14 protein-coding genes are annotated in these 16,708 nt (G+C 41.6%); 7 read left to right on the forward strand and 7 right to left on the reverse strand.

Annotation, left to right across the window (positions count from 1 at the left end; all coding sequences use genetic code 11):
- Positions 1 to 142: 142 nt before the first annotated feature.
- A complete protein-coding gene (locus tag J3P37_RS19200) occupies positions 143 to 880 on the reverse strand; it encodes an SRPBCC family protein (protein ID WP_256012979.1) in 738 nt (245 codons plus the stop codon).
- A 50-nt stretch (positions 881 to 930) separates the two neighbouring features.
- On the opposite strand from J3P37_RS19200, the gene J3P37_RS19205 reads away from it, so the two are divergent.
- The 7 genes from J3P37_RS19205 to J3P37_RS19235 all read left to right on the forward strand — a co-directional run bounded on the left by J3P37_RS19205 (position 931) and on the right by J3P37_RS19235 (position 10,198).
- Entirely contained in the window at positions 931 to 3,039 is a 2,109-nt protein-coding gene (locus tag J3P37_RS19205; protein WP_256012980.1) for a TonB-dependent receptor, read from the forward strand.
- A gap of 122 nt (positions 3,040 to 3,161) precedes the next feature.
- Positions 3,162 to 5,438: a PAS domain-containing sensor histidine kinase gene (locus tag J3P37_RS19210; RefSeq protein ID WP_256012981.1), complete on the forward strand. Its 2,277-nt coding sequence runs from the start codon at positions 3,162 to 3,164 to the stop codon at positions 5,436 to 5,438.
- Positions 5,439 to 5,474: 36 nt separating this feature from the next.
- On the forward strand, positions 5,475 to 7,073 hold the full coding sequence (locus tag J3P37_RS19215; protein ID WP_256012982.1) for an ArnT family glycosyltransferase: 1,599 nt from the start codon (positions 5,475 to 5,477) through the stop codon (positions 7,071 to 7,073).
- Positions 7,070 to 8,017, forward strand: coding sequence for a glycosyltransferase family 2 protein (locus J3P37_RS19220; protein ID WP_256012983.1), 948 nt, complete (start codon positions 7,070 to 7,072; stop codon positions 8,015 to 8,017). The genes J3P37_RS19215 and J3P37_RS19220 overlap by 4 nt, the downstream gene beginning before the upstream one ends.
- On the forward strand, positions 7,995 to 8,915 hold the full coding sequence (locus tag J3P37_RS19225; protein ID WP_256012984.1) for a lysylphosphatidylglycerol synthase transmembrane domain-containing protein: 921 nt from the start codon (positions 7,995 to 7,997) through the stop codon (positions 8,913 to 8,915). The genes J3P37_RS19220 and J3P37_RS19225 overlap by 23 nt, the downstream gene beginning before the upstream one ends.
- A 126-nt stretch (positions 8,916 to 9,041) precedes the next feature.
- Positions 9,042 to 9,743, forward strand: a complete 702-nt coding sequence (locus J3P37_RS19230) for an SDR family NAD(P)-dependent oxidoreductase (RefSeq protein ID WP_256012985.1) — start codon at positions 9,042 to 9,044, stop codon at positions 9,741 to 9,743.
- 68 nt (positions 9,744 to 9,811) lie between these two features.
- Positions 9,812 to 10,198: a hypothetical protein gene (locus tag J3P37_RS19235; protein ID WP_256012986.1), complete on the forward strand. Its 387-nt coding sequence runs from the start codon at positions 9,812 to 9,814 to the stop codon at positions 10,196 to 10,198.
- 140 nt (positions 10,199 to 10,338) lie between these two features.
- Here J3P37_RS19235 and J3P37_RS19240 read toward each other — a convergent pair whose 3' ends face one another.
- The 6 genes from J3P37_RS19240 to J3P37_RS19265 form a co-directional block, all read right to left on the reverse strand.
- On the reverse strand, positions 10,339 to 11,157 hold the full coding sequence (locus tag J3P37_RS19240; RefSeq protein ID WP_256012987.1) for an enoyl-ACP reductase FabI: 819 nt from the start codon (positions 11,155 to 11,157) through the stop codon (positions 10,339 to 10,341).
- Between the two features lie 87 nt (positions 11,158 to 11,244).
- The gene (gene recN / locus J3P37_RS19245; RefSeq protein WP_256012988.1) at positions 11,245 to 12,912 is read right to left on the reverse strand and encodes a DNA repair protein RecN; all 1,668 of its coding nucleotides are present in this window, start codon (positions 12,910 to 12,912) and stop codon (positions 11,245 to 11,247) included.
- A gap of 23 nt (positions 12,913 to 12,935) precedes the next feature.
- A complete protein-coding gene (gene porD / locus J3P37_RS19250) occupies positions 12,936 to 13,832 on the reverse strand; it encodes a type IX secretion system protein PorD (protein WP_256012989.1) in 897 nt (298 codons plus the stop codon).
- Complete coding sequence (gene coaBC, locus J3P37_RS19255) at positions 13,829 to 15,028, reverse strand: bifunctional phosphopantothenoylcysteine decarboxylase/phosphopantothenate--cysteine ligase CoaBC (protein ID WP_256012990.1); 1,200 nt, start codon at positions 15,026 to 15,028, stop codon at positions 13,829 to 13,831. The genes porD and coaBC overlap by 4 nt, the downstream gene beginning before the upstream one ends.
- A gap of 101 nt (positions 15,029 to 15,129) precedes the next feature.
- Positions 15,130 to 15,465 carry a DNA-directed RNA polymerase subunit omega gene (locus J3P37_RS19260; protein WP_256012991.1) on the reverse strand — a complete coding sequence of 112 codons (336 nt, stop codon included), beginning with the start codon at positions 15,463 to 15,465 and terminating at the stop codon, positions 15,130 to 15,132.
- Positions 15,458 to 16,357 carry an outer membrane protein assembly factor BamD gene (locus tag J3P37_RS19265; RefSeq protein WP_256012992.1) on the reverse strand — a complete coding sequence of 300 codons (900 nt, stop codon included), beginning with the start codon at positions 16,355 to 16,357 and terminating at the stop codon, positions 15,458 to 15,460. Before J3P37_RS19265 ends, J3P37_RS19260 begins: the two co-directional genes overlap by 8 nt.
- Between the last annotated feature and the right edge of the window lie 351 nt (positions 16,358 to 16,708).

The raw sequence follows: 16,708 nt of genomic DNA on the forward strand, positions 1-16,708 counted from the left end.
GTGTGCCGCCTGTGCCTAAAAAGACCGGTAAACACGGATGGCTGCTAGTGCCGGCGTACCTGTGCCGCGTGTGCTTAACTAAGAGCGCGGACATAACCAACAGAGGTGACTATGAATCAACAGCTGCACCTTTTTGGACATCCTATTCTTTCGTAAGTATATCTATCATAGAAAGATCTTCTCCTTCAACATAACGTTTGAAGTTACTGATGTCATCATGTATGATCTTTTCTATCCCCGGAGTAAACAACCTTGCCAGGCCAGTACCAACACCTCCAACAGGCGCATGATAGCTGAATATAACTCTTACTTCTGTACCTGTGCTGTCCGGCAGATCATAGAACTCGACTTTACCTATATTAACAATCGCCGAATCTTTAATAGATGACCATCCGATAAACTCATTTTCGCGTTCTTTCACAATTTCCGCCGTCCAGCTGACAGATGGCAGGTAACGGCCAAAACTAGCCTTCCATTTTGAATGTTTATGATCTATTTTTTCTACCGACTCCAGATGCCGCATAAACAAAGGCAAGTTTTCAAGATTTCGCCAGAATTGATAGACTTCTTCACGGGGGCGATCGATGGTAAAGTAATGTTTGATATTAATTGCTTCAGGTTTGGTGCTGTCGGTGCCCAGCCTTTCGTAGACAGGGCAGTGACCGCTGGCACCACGGGCAAAGAGAGCACCTCCTGCAACGAGTCGGGCGAGGCCAGTAACAGGACTGTTCCTTAGGTTTTTTAGGCCACTGAAAAACAGAAAGGATCCGGCAAGAACCGAAATGACGCGTTCTGTTGTATTTACGTTTATATGAGAATCATTAACAATAGGGTCAATGTCTTCCGTATTCTTGTACATGTCAGGATAAACTATAGCCATATTTTTTAGTTTAATATATCAACGTCTCAAAAGTACTTGAGTTTTAAAAAATGCAGGTTAAATCTAATAAGCGTGATCGCCTGTTAAAGCATCAGATATTTTTATATACTTACACCACGGAAGCATACATGAAGAAGTACCTTATTATTATTGTTTTATTTTTCTCGTGCTATTGCGTTAAAGCAAGGCAGTTAAAAGACTCTGCCCAGCTCAAGGAAGTGGTGGTTAGGTCTTATTTTTCCAACAGGCCACTGTTAACGCTGCCAGCCAGTGTCAGTATCGTAGATTCCTCGATATTTAAGAATCATCCCCCTTATTCACTACTGCCTGCACTGAATTCGATCCCTGGGATAAGAATGGAAGAGCGTTCTCCGGGCAGTTATCGTCTATCTATTCGCGGAAGTTTATTGCGATCGCCTTTTGGTATTAGGAATGTGAAGATCTATATGGATGATTTTATGCTTACTGATGCCGGGGGGAATACTTATCTCAATATTCTTGATGCGGGTAGTACAAATGAGATAGAAGTTTTGAAGGGCCCTGAAGGGAGCATTTACGGAGCAAATTCCGGTGGCGTTCTAGCAATTCATCCGGGCGACATTCAATCGGATAGCTCCTACGCTTCTGCCAGTGTTACCGGAGGCTCATATGGGCTTCTTCATCAGAACCTAAGCCTGAAACACAAGTGGAAAGATTTCCAGCTCAACGTTAACGAAGCCTATCAGCGCTCTGATGGTTACCGGGAGAATAGCAGCCTGGAGAGAAAGTATGTTCACATACTTCCACGATGGAATTATTCTGAGTCGGGGAAGCTAAACGCTATAATTCTATTCTCTGATTTGCAATATGAAACTCCGGGAGGATTAACCCTCGAACAGTTGAACGCAAACCGGAGAGCTGCACGGCCACAATCTTTGGCCCAGCAAGCTGAAATATTTAATGAAACGATTTTGGCAGGTTTATCTCACGAAATCCAATTAAGCAGTAACCTGAAACATGTGGTTTCCTTAACTGCTTCGCATACGGATTTTAAGAACCCAACGATAAATAACTATGAATTCAGAAATGAGAATTCTGCAGGTCTGAGAACTTATCTGGAAACAACAGGGGGAAAGCGGAATTGGTATTTGCAAACCGGTTTTGAGGGACAGCAAACCTCATTAGAGGTTGATAGATATGATAACGAATCCGGAGAGATGGGCTTAATGCAAACCTCAGATAAGTTTAAGGCGAGCCAGGGTTTTGGTTTTGCCCATTTATCGGTAAATCCGATACCGAAATTAAACCTAGAATCGGCTGTTAGCGTAAATTTTTTCAGCTACAACTACGAAAGCTTTTATCCGTCAGTGGCACCTTTAAATAAAAGACAGTTTAAAAACCAGGTAATGCCGAGGTTCGCAGCATCCTATTTGCTAAAGCCATCTATTGCAGTCAGAGCGTCACTTAGCCGGGGATATTCTCCGCCAACTCTTGAAGAAGTAAATCCTTCCAATATGGAGATCAACACCGGTATAGAGGCTGAGAAAGGATGGAATCACGAGATTGGCCTGAGGCTGAACGCCTTCAACAACAGGGTGTACTGGGATGCTGTTTACTTTTATTACCATTTAAAGGATGCAATTGTGCGCGGTGTCGCAACTGACGATCGCGACTATTATATAAATGCCGGAGGTACAGATCAGCATGGGTTTGAATCAGAGCTTATTGCCTGGTTGATCAGAGCTTCAGAAAAACGCTTTATAAAAACCCTTCTTTTCCGAAACAGCCTTACTTTAAGCTCCTTTAAATTTTCAAAATATACCAGCGGAGGCGCAGACTTTTCAGGAAACAACTTAACCGGCGTTCCCAAAAGCAGTGTGGTGACGTCCTTAGAGGCTTTGACTCTCGACAGGCTCAATTTATTTGTTCAGCATAGCTTTACTTCCCGCTTACCACTTAATGATGCCAACGCTGTTTATGCAGATGAATATCACCTGGTAAGTGCCAGGGCATCATGGAAATTGAAAGTAACTGCCGACAAGGCAGTGCTTTTCGCAGGAGTGGATAATGTGTTGAACGAAAGATATAGCTTGGGCAACGATCTCAATGCATTTGGTGGTCGGTATTTCAATCCTGCTTCTACAAGGAGCTTTTTTGCTGGTATCAACGTCAAGTTTTGAGTAGCGTACACGCCACAATCACAACTATCTTGAAAAATTAAACCGATTATTTACTACATAGGAGTTTATACTTTATATTAGGGGGATTAATGATGTTTGCGTGCCTCCGCCAGGCCTAAAGTATGGATAAGGTTGCTTTTGATAGTTCTGATTTTCGAAACCTGCTCGACAACCTTCCTGGTATGCTATACCGGTGCAAGTTTGATCAGCTGCGCGCAGTACTTTATGTAAATCCCGGATGCCTCGATCTTACCGGTTTTACTCAGCATGATTTCCGGGGAGAGATTGCAACACTTTCTTCAATCACTCATCCCGAAGACCGCCAGGCGGTTTGGGAGCATATATCCTTTCATCTGTCACAGAATACCCCTTGGTATTACGAATACCGGATTACAGATAAAAATGGCAAACTGAAATGGGTAAGCGAAAATGCGAAGGGCGTTTTTGATGACAACGGTAACCTGCTATTCATTGATGGACATATTACTGATATATCCTCGGGCATATCAGCCAGGAAGCACCATAAACAAGCACCATGGCCTGAATCAAACGAAAATGATATCAGGGAAACCAGAGGGTTTTATGAAAATATTATTAATAACGTAAATGTAGATATTGCCGTTTTTGATCAGGAGAATAAGTACCGTTTGGTAAACGAATCTGCAATTAAAGATGAGAAGTTGCGGCAATGGATCATAGGTAAAGATGATTACGACTATTGCATTAAAAAAAATGTTTCATCAGAAATAGCTGCAGCACGGTACAACATGTACAAACTTGTTGACACGCTAAAGAAGCCGGTTGAATGGATCGAGGAGTTAGTTGATACAGAAGGAAATAAGCGTTTCTACGTACGTACAGTTAAGCCTTTCAAATCACCCCTGGCGACTGAAGAAGTAGGATATAAGATAGTATACGGCTTAAATATCACCGCCCTGAAGCTCGTGCAGAACGAACTTCTCCGGCGCGAGAATCTTCTGTCCGTTAGTCATAAGCTGGCCAAGGTAGGATACTGGGTATGGTATTTTAAGGTGGATAAGCTCGACTGGAGCGATGTAATATTTGAAATCCTGGGCATAAATAGAACGGACACTCCTCTATCATATGATAATTATCGAAAATATATCCATCCTGCCGACAGAGAATATGCGTCGAAGATATTAGAAGAAGGGAAGCGTAGTCGGTCTTCCTATTCCATTGAATACCGGATTATTACCAGCGAAGGGACTATAAAGTACATAAAAGAACAATCGTCAGCCGCTCAGGCGAATGAGGAGGAATATATCTTTGGCGTGGTTCAGGATATTACAGACCTTAAATTATCCGAAGAAGCACTGGCCAATCGCGAAAATCATTTTAAAGCTATTGCCGAAAGTTCACCTGTGCTCATTACGGAGGTCGACAGGGATAGAATGATCACTTATATCAATTTTCTTAAGGTGCGAAAGCGTGAAGACGTCATAGGAGCATCGGTGTTAGATCTGGTTGCTGATAAGTACCAGGATGTTTTCAATAGTAGACTGGAAGACTGTTTTAACCTGGGTCATGTGCAGCGATTAGAGATACAAGGGAAAGGCGTAGCAGGGTGGGAATGGTATGATGTGAACATGGGACCGGTTAGAAGCCATAATGGAAATGTTCAATCGGTGGTGCTTTTATCCCAGAATATTACCGAAAAGAAGCAAAATGAGGAACTCCGCGAAAAGCTCATCAAAGAAATTAATCACAGGTATAATGAACTTATGCAGTTCAACTATGTGGTGTCGCACAATTTGAGGGCGCCGGTGGCTAACATATTAGGAGCAACCTATCTATTGAACATGGGACTGCCTGAAGAAGAAACCAATAACATGTATTCTTATCTGAAGGAGTCGGCAGAATCTATCGACAAATTAATAAGGGATTTGAACAATGTGCTTTCAGCACGCTCACCCTTGAATGAGATTAAAGAAGATCTGACATTGTCTGATATGATCAAGATAGTCTGTTACGATCTGGAACAGCAGATTAAAAATTCAAACGCGGTGATCTCCACAGAGATCAGTTCAGAAGCAGATCAGTTCACCAGTATAAAAAGTTATATACAAAGTATCATACACAGTTTGCTTTCAAACGCAATTAAATTTAAAGATCACACGCGACCGCTAAAAATAGCTATTAAGGCAGTCAGAAGATCTGAAGGTGTATTGATAGAGTTTTCAGATAATGGAATAGGCATTGATCTGAATGTATATAAAGACCAGATATTTGGTTTATATAAGCGGTTTTCTGATCAAAGTGAAGGAAAAGGACTGGGTTTGCACATGACGAAAGCCCAGGTGGAATCACTCGGTGGCAATATAACAGTAGAGAGTGAAGTGGGAAAAGGAACAACTTTTAAAATCATGCTAAGCAATTAGCAAGCAGCTAATCCCTTTTATATCTTTGCTCCGCAGATGCGAAAACTTGATACCTATATACAGAACAATCCCGGCAAAGTATTTTTCTTTCTCTTAATAGCAGCAGTTCCAGCGTTTTTTCTAAATCTTGGACTTTTACCGCTGTTTGCAGATGAGTCCACCAGGGCTAATGTTGCCCTGGAGATGATTTTGAGCAAGAACTTTTGGGTACCAACCATTGGCGGCGAATATTATTATAACAAGCCACCTTTCTATAATTGGATACTGGCAGGCCTGTATTCGCTCTCAGGAAGCTACAGCGAATTTATTACCAGGCTGCCGGCAGTAATACCCATGTTTCTCTTTGCAATCACCATATATTATGCCGTCAGCCATTTTTTAAAAGATAGGCGGGTGGCTTTGGTTAGTGGAATGTTCTTCATGATTAATGGCCGGATGTTATTGTATGACTCTATGCTGGGGCATATTGATATATTTTATTCCTGGCTAACCTTTATTTCTTTTATGAGCATCTTCTACTTCTATAAGAAACAGGAGTGGTTTATGCTATTCTTTACGTCATATCTGATCACTGCTATCACATTTCTGTGTAAGGGAATGCCTTCAATAGTCTTCCAGGGCTTCACAATTATCACTCTACTGATCTATTCTGGCAATATAAAAAGGTTGTTTAGCTGGCAGCACATCTTGTCCGGGCTCTTTTGTCTTTCTATTATTGGGGCATATTTTTATAATTATTCCTTATACAATAATAACCTTGAAGGATATTTTAATACAATATGGGATCAAAGCAGCCAGAGAACTGCGGCAAATACCAGCCTTGCAAAAACCATCAGGCATCTCGCTGCATTTCCGTTTGAACACCTTGGACATATTTTTCCTGCTACCTTGTTCATCCTTTTCTGCTTCCACAAGAGGTTTCTAAAAGGAATCCGGCAGAATGAATTCCTGAAGTTTCTGAGCCTTACTTTTCTGGCAAATATCTGGATCTATTGGCTTTCACCTGAAACGCGTCCCCGTTATTTGTTAATGCTTTATCCTTTGCTGATCATAGTATTAGTACATGCGTATTATGCCTACAGGAATGATTTTCCGAAAGTGAACAGGATATTTCATGCAATTTTGCTCATCATAGCTTTACTGATAACCGTTTCGGTGCCGCTGGCATTATTTGCAGGTCTGGGGCAGGTTGTGCCGGCTATTCCTTTTAAGGTTTTACTCGTGTTCTGCTTATGCGCACTAGCTGCATGGTGTATATATAAGTTAGAAGAGCATAAGTTCATTCCCTTTATAGTTCTATTGTTAACTGTGCGTTTAGGTTTCAGTTGGTTCGTGCTGCCGCACCGTTACCAGCGGGCAGAGTCGGTGTTGTTTAAGAATATAAGTATTGAGATGGGAGAGAAGTCTGCCGGACAGCCTTTCTATTTTTATCAATACCATCCGGAAATACCTTCTATTCCTTTTCACGACAGGCTCATTTTTTATATAGAACGTTCCAGGATGAGCAAAGTGGAATTTGTGGAGGAGGATGTCAGCCCGGGATATTATTTAACGTTTGATCGTGATCTTAAAAACCCTAAAGCAGTTTTGTTAAAAGCATACGAGGGAAATCTTAAATTATTTAAAGTAGAATGAGAGAGCTTTCAGTAGTAATCACGGTTTTGAACGAACGCGAGAATATCGCACCGCTGATAACGGCAATTCGTGAAGCCCTGGTGGGAATTGACTTTGAAGTAGTGTTTGTTGATGACGGATCCGGCGATGGTACCCAAAAGGAGATTTGTAAATATGCGGATGAGCGTATCATTCTTGTGGAGCTAAGGAAAAACTATGGTCAAAGTACAGCTATGACTGCAGGGATCGATCACACGAGCGGCACCTACCTGGCACTGCTGGATGGCGACCTGCAAAATGATCCTTCCGATATCCCCTTTATGCTGCAGAAACTAAAGGATGAAGACTGGGATGTAGTTGCGGGTAACAGGAAGAACCGGCAGGATGGGGTGTTTCTAAGAAAGGTTCCTTCCAAAATTGCCAACGCTTTGATTCGCCGCATGACTGGAGTTTATATTAAAGATTATGGTTGTACGTTAAAGGTATTCAAAAGAGAAATAGCCGAAGATTTAGGGATCTATGGCGAATTACACCGCTTTATCCCCGTACTGGCAAAGCTGCAGGGCGCCAATATCACTCAGGTGGATGTAAAACACCATGCGCGGATGTTCGGGAAGTCAAAATATGGCTTAAGCCGAACCTTTAAAGTTATGGCCGATCTGATCACCATGGTGTTCTTCAGGAAGTATATTCAGAAGCCTATGCATTTGTTTGGAACCCTGGGTTTTATATCCCTGGCTTTTGGAATTTTGATTAATTTCTATTTGCTGGTTCTTAAGATCCTTGGTCAGGATATTTGGGGCAAGCCCATATTGATTCTGGGACTTATATTCCTGTTTGGCGGCATTCAATTAATAACGATAGGAATTTTGGCAGAAATAAGTATAAGGACATATTTCGAAGGTACAAACCGAAAAACATACCAGGTAAGACGCATTTTTAATGGACAAGAAGAAACTAATTAATCTCTTTAAAATTTTTCTTAAGATAGGATTCACCATCCTGCTGGTCTATCTAATTTCCCTGAAGATAGACCTTCAGGAAGTCAAGAATGTTTTTTTAAAAAGCGATCCGTTTTATATTTTCCTTGCCTTTCTTGCCTATTGTACCTCTCAACTGGCCTCGTCCTGGAGACTGCTTAGCTTCTTGCATTCAATAGGTCTAAATGTAACGTATGGTTATAATCTAAGGCTTTACATGCTGGGGCTCTTTTATAATGTATTTCTTCCAGGCGGCATTGGTGGCGATGGCTTTAAGCTTTATATTCTCCGTAAGAGATTTCAACTACCCACCAAGCGGATTTTTTTAGCTATGTTATTGGACCGGGTCAGCGGACTCTGGGCTATTGGTGTGCTTTGCGTAACCTTAATTATCTTAATCCCTAAGATTGAGATCAACTGGGTGCTTCCTGTTGTAGCACTGTTTTTTGGCACGGCTATTTATTACATTGTACTAAAGAAGTTTTTCCCCGACTACGCTAAATGCTTCATCCCTGCGCACATTAAATCGTCTGTTGCTCAGTCGATGCAGCTGGTTAGTGTAATATGTATATTGCTTTCGCAGGATTTTCAAGGGAAGTTTTCTCCTTACTTATTTAGTTTCTTGGTGTCCTCATTAGCGACAGTTATTCCTATCAGTTTCGGGGGCTTCGGCTTACGCGAGTATGTAATGACGCACGCGTCAGATGTTTTCGATATGAAAGAAGACCTGGCGGTATTCGTAACGTTAACATTCTTGTTTATCTCAACAATAGCTGCCCTACCCGGTATGTGGTTTGTGTACAAGTCAAAAGAATTTGGCGATGCACCTAAAGAAGAAGAGGCAGCGGCCTTCGAAAGGGAAGCTGACAGCACCATAGACTGACAGCACCTACAAAAGCATTCGTCACTTTAAAAAGCTTATTTAAACTTTCAGTGATCTGGTAGGTTATAGAATAGGATTTATTAATATTTTCGCCCATCCTAAACCTGGATATTTAATGCGTTTAATATGAAGATTATTATAACAGGTGCCAGTAGCGGCGTCGGTTTTGAAGCTGCACTTGAACTTATTTTAAGCGGCGAGCATGAGGTGGTTGCACTTGCCCGCTCAGAAGACAAATTGAAAAAGCTGTATGAGATAGGGACCAGCTTAAATCCCGATGCGAGGCTTTTTCCTGCGAAATTCGATATTGTCCACGATGACTATTCTTCACTATTGAACTTCGTAAAGGACCGTATCGGACATGTAGACATCCTGATCAATAATGCTGGTCAGTTAATTAATAAACCTTTTGCAGAAACTACCCAGCTTGATTTTGCGGAAATGCTGCAAAGCAATCTTTTAGGGCATGCGAAAATGATCCATCATATGCTGCCATTGTTAAACGAAAACGCGCATGTGGTGAATATCGGAAGTATGGGTGGTTTTCAGGGAAGTGTGAAGTTCCCCGGACTGGCAGCTTATTCGGCCAGTAAGGCTGCGCTACACACCTTAACAGAATGCCTTGCCTTCGAATATGCAGAGCAAAAGATCCGTTTTAACTGCCTGGCCTTGGGATCGGCACAAACGGAAATGCTTGAACATGCCTTTCCCGGATACGAATCACCGGTGCTTGCTTTTGAAATGGGTAAATATATAGCAGATTTTGCTTTGACAGGGCATAAGTTCTTTAATGGAAAAGTTATTCCCGTTGCGGTAACCACACCCTGAGAGATTAAACCTTTTAAGATTTTAGTCGTCATATAGTTGTTAATGACACACACTTATTTATCACAATTATGAGACGACTAGCTATACTATTATTACCTATCCTGTTTGTCATATCAGGATGCCAGGAAATTATATATCCAAACCAGACCATCATTGTCGATATCGCTCCCAGTAGCTGGAGATCAAGCAACGGCAGTCAATCTCTCTATACCATAATTGATATGCCCGAGATTTCGGACACCTTTAATGCGAGGGGCGGTATATTGACCTATCTTGCATTTGAACCACGAACGTATGAGCAATTACCGCAAGTCTACAACGGTATTTCTTACACCTGGATCAGCCGCCCTGGTGAGATAGTCATTGAGATCGAAAACTCGGACGGCCTTGGAACGGTTATACCACCCAGTGCAATGATAACTGCAAAAATAATACTGGTAGAATCAGATTACTAAATAACAGGAAAGGCGCTAAAAAAAGCGCCTTTTGTTTTATGTTATTAAATTTATTCTTCCAGCCCCAAACGCGCTAGCGCGCGGCTCTTGTTAGCGCACGCGTGCCGCGTGTGCTAACAAGAGCCCTCAAGGCACAGAAATTATCCTTCCAGCCCCAAACGAGTCATTACCTCATTACTTACTCCCGTTGAAGAGTATCCTCCATCATGGAATAAATTCTGCATAGTAACCATGCGGGTCAGGTCAGAGAACAGGGTAATGCAATAATCAGCACAAGATTCCGCATCTGCATTTCCAAGAGGAGCTATTGAATTGGCAAAGTCATAGAAATCGCCAAATCCTTTGATCCCTGTTCCTGCCGTTGTTTTAGTTGGCGATTGTGAAACCGTATTTATACGAACCTTTTTGTCCAGACCGTAATGGTAACCGAAGCTGCGGGCAATAGACTCCAGCATCGCCTTAATGTCAGCCATATCAGTATAGAAAGGATAAGTACGTTGTGCAGCCATATAAGTAAGCGCCACAACGCTTCCCCATTCATTAATAGCATCCAGCTTTTTAGCTACGCTCAGCATCTTATGAAAAGATAAGGCAGAGACATCTATTCCTTTCTGGAAGTACTCATAGTTAGACTCTGTATATGGAATATTTTTCCGGATATTAACACTCATACCAATGGAATGCAACACAAAGTCGATCTTTCCACCTAACACTTCCTGAGACTGAGTAAATAAGTTTGTCAGGTCGTCTACATTGGTAGCATCTGCCGGAATAATTTCCGAATTTGTTTTTTCAGCAAGCTTCTTTATCTCACCCATACGCATAGCGATAGGTGCATTTGTAAGAACAAACGTTGCGCCTTCTTCATGCGCTTTCTCAGCTACTTTCCAGGCAATCGAGTTTTCATCCAGGGCTCCTGTAATGATGCCGCGTTTTCCTTTTAATAAGTTATAAGCCATTATCAAATATTTTGGTCGGCTAAAATAAGTAAACTAATTGATTTGGGGGATAGATTTCTGACAGCTATTCTTTCCGTTCTTTTTAGACTAATCTTTACCAGAAAGCAGCTCCCGGGCATGCTGTAATGCAAATTCACCAGGATTTTCGCCGCTCAGCATCTTTGCGATCTCCGTGATCCGTTCATCAGAATTAAGTTCCCGGATATTTGTATGGGTTGTATCCTCTTGATCGTCTTTATAAACCCAATAATGCGACTGACCCTTACTGGCAATCTGTGGCAGGTGAGTGATGGTAATAACCTGCATGCTCTCCGAAAGCTTATCCATCATACGTCCCACTTTTAACGCAACCTCGCCCGAGATACCGGTGTCAATCTCATCAAAAATGATGGTTGGCATGGAAATGTGACGCGAAATAAGTGATTTGATAGCAAGCATGAGCCGCGAAAGCTCCCCGCCAGACGCTACCTTATTCATAGGAGCAGGCTCTTGTCCCTTATTTGCTGAAAAGAGAAATTGAATGCGGTTCCGTCCGGAGCTGTTTAGTGATCCTTCGTCTAACAGAACGTTTTCGATCTTCAGCACAGAGTTCGGCATCTCCATATCGGCTAAAAGTTCTTTTACTTTATTTTCAACCGTCGGAATAATCTCATTCCTGCTTGCCGACAGGGTGTCGGAGAGGTCGATTAATTCAGCTCTAAGCCTTTCAATCTCAGATTCCAGCGTTTTTAACTCTTCATCTGACGATGATATTGAATGTAATTTCTCAGATAAACTCTCCCTTATAGCCAGTAATTCCTGATTCGAGCTTACGCGATGTTTCTTCTGCAGCTTATAAATAAGGTCAAGTCTTTCGCTGATTTCGGCCGACCTGGCTTCATTGACATTGGTGTCTTGTTCAATAGCTTCAATTTCAGCTGCTATATCTTTAACTTCTATCAGGCAGCTTTGGAGCCTTTCAGATAGGGATTGAATGTCCGGAAAATAACGCTCAACCTGTTGAAGCTGATTTAATGATTCCTTCAGTTGAGGAATAGCCGAACGCTCGTCCTCATTCAATAAAAAAGAAGCAGACAATAAGTTTTTCTTGATTTCTTCAGCATGAGTAAGGCTGTTTAACTCATGTTCAAGTACCTCCTGCTCATCGGCAATTAAGGATGCTTGCTCCAGTTCTTCAAACTGGAACTGGAAGTAGTCCTGGTCGGCCCTGGCTTGCTGTGATTCCTCTTCAAGTTTCTTGTGGCGGGATACCGCTTTGCGGTATGCAAGAAAATTGGACTGGTAATTTTTAAGCAATATCTCATTAGCGGCCAGTGTATCAACAACCAGAAGCTGAAACCGCTCGTCGTTAATCTCCAGGGTGGCATGCTGCGAGTGAATATCAATAAGCAACTCGCCAAGCTCCTTAAGTGTACTTAAATTTACCGGTGTATCATTAATAAAGGCACGCGATTTTCCATCAGCAGAAATCTCCCTCCGAAGCACGGTGCCGGCCTCATAATCGAGATCCTTTTCCTGGAATTTTGCCTCCAGTCCATAGCTCCCTATTTCAAAATGTCCTTCAATGATACATTTTTTCTGTTGGTTGTAGAAGTACTTGCCTTCAATTCTCTGCCCAAGAATAAGCGACAAAGCACCAAGTATAATAGATTTACCAGCACCAGTCTCCCCGGTAATAATATTCATATTGTCAGAGAAACTTATATCCAGGTTCTCTATTAAGGCATAATTGCGAATTGTTAATCGACTCAGCATTTTTTATTTAAAGCAATACGGTATCAATTGGTTTTTTTCAATTGCTCATATTTGGTAATATTAGAAGGATCTACCTCACTCAGGATGTTATAAGAACGTATCCTTTCCTGTGGAGATATCTGACTCATCAGGTTAACCAGCTCATCTGCTTTCGCTGTGAAGAATACCTGGTTTAACATAGAGCCTTGCTTTTGTTTATCGAGCTTTTGTAGCTGTGGTAGAAGGTTGAATATATACTTTCTGCCTTTAGACTGGTTTTCTGCCATCACATCCAGGCCATTTCTGTGATATTCATACAACACCTCCCGAATTGGAAGATACGCTTTGTTGGTAAGATTTTCGGCTAGCCAATACCGGTTTCTCATAGATTCAAAGGCTTTCCATCCAACAAAAGCGGCATTTTGAGCGTTGTTCACTACGTTTTGCGCCCTGGCGAAATAGGGAGCTCCTGCCATCTTAGAGAAGGTATCGTAATCTATTCCAATTATAATATACGCATAGTAAGCAAGGAGGGAACTAAGGTTGTTGATGTAATTCTGGTCAGAATAATCAAGTGCCTGTCCCTCAGTATAAGTGAAGTTAAAATCTTTGTCGCTGATATTTAAGAGTGTGGTGTTGTAGCCGGTTCCAAAAACCGGCCTGCTCGATTGGATCTGAGCTTCGGCTTTGAAATTGGAAGAGCCGTCCCATTCTGTAATGTTTAAAACAAAGTTACAATCGATCCTTTCCTGGGAAAGAAAGTTGTCCGTCGACCATTTTCTTCCGTTAAGAAAATCGCGAATTGCGGTTTCCAGGATATCGAGGGCTCTTTTGTTTGTGTTCTGCACCTGTGGCGACAAAAGCTGGACCCTGGCATTCAGATCCTGTGCTTTAAGAGAAAAACAAATTAAAGACAATAGAATTACTGCTATAAATCTCATCTCACCAAATCTATAATTTTTATACATATATCTTTTGCAACTTCATCTTTGTTCTTCAAAAGGAAGCTTTCTTTTTGAAGATGCCTGTCTATGATAGTTATTTTGTTGGTATCGCTCTTAAAACCTGCACCTTCGTCTTTTAATGAATTTAAAACAATGAAATCGAGGTTTTTCTTTTTTAATTTCTTAACAGCATTTTCTTCCTCATTATTGGTTTCGAGGGCGAAGCCAACCAGGATCTGCCCATCTCTTTTAAGACGGCCAAGTTCTGATAAAATGTCGGTTGTTTTTACCAGTTCAATAGCAAATTCTGACGAGTCTTTTTTGATTTTTTCAGAAGCCACCTCTTTCGGCCTGTAATCTGCCACAGCCGCACTCATGACGGTGATATCCGTGTCAGAAAAGTGCTCATGTATGGCGTCAAGCATTTCCTGTGCGGAGGTAATATCAATACGCTTAATTTGGGCAGTTTTTAATTGCAAGGCAGACGGACCGCTTATTAAAGTAACTTCAGCCCCTAGGCTAAATAATTGCTCTGCGATAGCGAAGCCCATTTTTCCGGAAGAATGATTGCCGATAAACCTGACAGGGTCAATTGCTTCAAAAGTAGGTCCCGCAGTTACCAGCGCTTTCTTACCATGGAGTGGCAGGGCAGGTGTCTGCTCAGAATCCAGATATTCCAGGATTTCCTCTGGTTCTGCCATCCGTCCTTCGCCCGTCAGGCCGCTGGCTAGCTCGCCGTAAGCCGGTTTAATTAATAAGTTACCAAAGGAAATCAGTTTCTGAATGTTGTTTTGAGTGGAGGGATGCTTCCACATATCTAAGTCCATTGCAGGAGCAAAGTATACCGGACACCTGGCAGAAAGATAAACGGCAGTTAGCAGATTGTCGCAAAGTCCATTTGCCATTTTGCTGATGGTGTTAGCGCTTGCCGGAGCGATGATGAACAAGTCGGCCCATAGGCCCAGTTCTACGTGGTTGTTCCATTCTCCGGTGCTTGCGGTAAAATACTCGGATAAGACCTGATTTTTAGATAAGGTAGAAAGAGTTAAAGGTGTAATAAAATGTGTAGCATCTTTGGTCATTACCACTTTCACGTGGGCACCAGCCTTTACCAGCAATCGTACCAGGGTGGCTGATTTGTAACTTGCTATACTACCACAAACACCAAGTAAAATGTTTTTTCCTTGAAGCATAATATGCTCAAACTTACATAAAAATTCTGCCATAAAAATTACGGGAGCAACATGTTCATGCTGCTCCCGTAATTTTTATAAATTTTTGGTTGATTGTAGTATTAACCTTGCTCCTTAGACGGGTTTCTGTGATATACTTTATCGTTCAGGAATTCATCAATAGCAATAAGCGTTGGTTTTGGCATACGCTCATAATGTTTGGAGATCTCGATCTGCTCCCGGTTTTCAAATACTTCCTCTAAATTGTCATTAGAAGAGGCAAACTCAGAAAGTTTATTATGCAACTCTTCTTTTAAGTTGTTGGAGATTTGATTAGCTCTCTTTGCTATAATAACCAGCGACTCATAAAGATTATCCGTTGATTTATCCAATTGGCGAACATCTCTTGTTACTGTACTCGATGGAATAGTTTGAGGTGTATTTTTAGTATTATTCATTTTCAGTTTTTTTATCTTCTTGTTTGGTATCAGTTGTTTTAGCTTTAGGCTGTGCAAGTGCCAGCGCCTTTTGTGCCCGGGCAATACCTTGTTCTGCTTCTTCTTTTAAGTTTTGCACATCCTTAACGTATTTGCTTGCCGGAAAATCTTCCAGGAATTCATTCGCCATAACTATTGACTCATTATAACGCTCTTCCTGTTTCGTCTCAAGACTATTTATTGAAAAAAGGTTTTGTGCTTTTATGGTAAGATACCCAATTTCCTCAGCGTACTTCGTGTCTGGGTAATCCCGAAGCACATTTCTAAACGCTATTACTGCTGCCCTGTAGTTTTGTGCATCATAAGGACCAGTGGTAAGGTATAGCTTAGCATTGGCAAATGCTTTACTCTCCAATTTATCACGCAGATTCTGGATCAATTTACTAGCCTCGGCAACACGTTCGCTTTTTGGATATAAATTGATAAACAACTGCATAGACTCTATCGCTCTGATAGTATTTTCCTGGTCTAATGTAAAATTAGGTGATTCCAGGTAATAACAATAAGCCGACATAAATCGGCACTCCTCCGCTTTCTGGCTGTTTGGATAAGTATCGGCAAATACCTTGAACTGGTATCTTGCGGTTGTATAGTCTCTCAGTTTATAATTCGTATAAGCGAAATAGTACGAAAGATCTTCGGCTTCGGCACGGCCACGATAACGTTGGATCAGATCATCAAACAGGATCAATGCCTTGCTATAGCTTTTATTGTTATAGAGACGAATTGCTTCCTGGTATTTTTTGGCAGTATCATTGCTCTGCTGCAATTTTTCAAATTTGCTTTTACAGCCAGCAGCTACTGCTATTATTATAAATAGGCACCACGTAATTAAACGCTTGTTTTTAAACATTCTGCAAAGATAAGTAATTCTGTTTATTAGTCAATCTATTAATTCACCGTGAATGTAAGGTGTTTCAGGAGATATTTTATGTATACATAACGTGTGTTTAACAAACTTTAACATGTGAGGCCTGTACCGCCCCTTTGGCCAGCGCCATTTTCCTACCCGCTCCCAGACTGCGTTCGCATTCCCTTAGAGCTCTCTCTGATCTTTCTGCGATCACCCCTAGAGGCCTTATACGGAAAAAGCTTAACACTGAACCGCCTGAACCAAACTCGCCCTACCACCTTCTAATCTTCTTCATACCATCTCCTGACCACGCTCTGGAGTTTATATGAGATCTTAAGCTACTGGTTAGGC

Origin of the sequence: Desertivirga xinjiangensis (genome assembly GCF_024436435.1) — a bacterium.
GTDB classification, from domain to species: domain Bacteria; phylum Bacteroidota; class Bacteroidia; order Sphingobacteriales; family Sphingobacteriaceae; genus Desertivirga; species Desertivirga xinjiangensis.

Excerpts from the sequence above, each read along its gene's own strand:
- J3P37_RS19210 (WP_256012981.1), top strand. The coding sequence starts at position 3,162 with ATGGATAAGGTTGCTTTTGATAGTTCTGATTTTCGAAACCTGCTCGAC.
- J3P37_RS19235 (WP_256012986.1), top strand. The coding sequence starts at position 9,812 with ATGAGACGACTAGCTATACTATTATTACCTATCCTGTTTGTCATATCA.
- recN (WP_256012988.1), bottom strand. The coding sequence starts at position 12,912 with ATGCTGAGTCGATTAACAATTCGCAATTATGCCTTAATAGAGAACCTG.
- porD (WP_256012989.1), bottom strand. The coding sequence starts at position 13,832 with ATGAGATTTATAGCAGTAATTCTATTGTCTTTAATTTGTTTTTCTCTT.
- J3P37_RS19205 (WP_256012980.1), top strand. The coding sequence starts at position 931 with ATGCAGGTTAAATCTAATAAGCGTGATCGCCTGTTAAAGCATCAGATA.
- coaBC (WP_256012990.1), bottom strand. The coding sequence starts at position 15,028 with ATGCTTCAAGGAAAAAACATTTTACTTGGTGTTTGTGGTAGTATAGCA.
- J3P37_RS19230 (WP_256012985.1), top strand. The coding sequence starts at position 9,042 with ATGAAGATTATTATAACAGGTGCCAGTAGCGGCGTCGGTTTTGAAGCT.
- J3P37_RS19265 (WP_256012992.1), bottom strand. The coding sequence starts at position 16,357 with ATGTTTAAAAACAAGCGTTTAATTACGTGGTGCCTATTTATAATAATA.
- J3P37_RS19215 (WP_256012982.1), top strand. The coding sequence starts at position 5,475 with ATGCGAAAACTTGATACCTATATACAGAACAATCCCGGCAAAGTATTT.
- J3P37_RS19260 (WP_256012991.1), bottom strand. The coding sequence starts at position 15,465 with ATGAATAATACTAAAAATACACCTCAAACTATTCCATCGAGTACAGTA.
- J3P37_RS19225 (WP_256012984.1), top strand. The coding sequence starts at position 7,995 with ATGGACAAGAAGAAACTAATTAATCTCTTTAAAATTTTTCTTAAGATA.
- J3P37_RS19220 (WP_256012983.1), top strand. The coding sequence starts at position 7,070 with ATGAGAGAGCTTTCAGTAGTAATCACGGTTTTGAACGAACGCGAGAAT.
- J3P37_RS19240 (WP_256012987.1), bottom strand. The coding sequence starts at position 11,157 with ATGGCTTATAACTTATTAAAAGGAAAACGCGGCATCATTACAGGAGCC.
- J3P37_RS19200 (WP_256012979.1), bottom strand. The coding sequence starts at position 880 with ATGGCTATAGTTTATCCTGACATGTACAAGAATACGGAAGACATTGAC.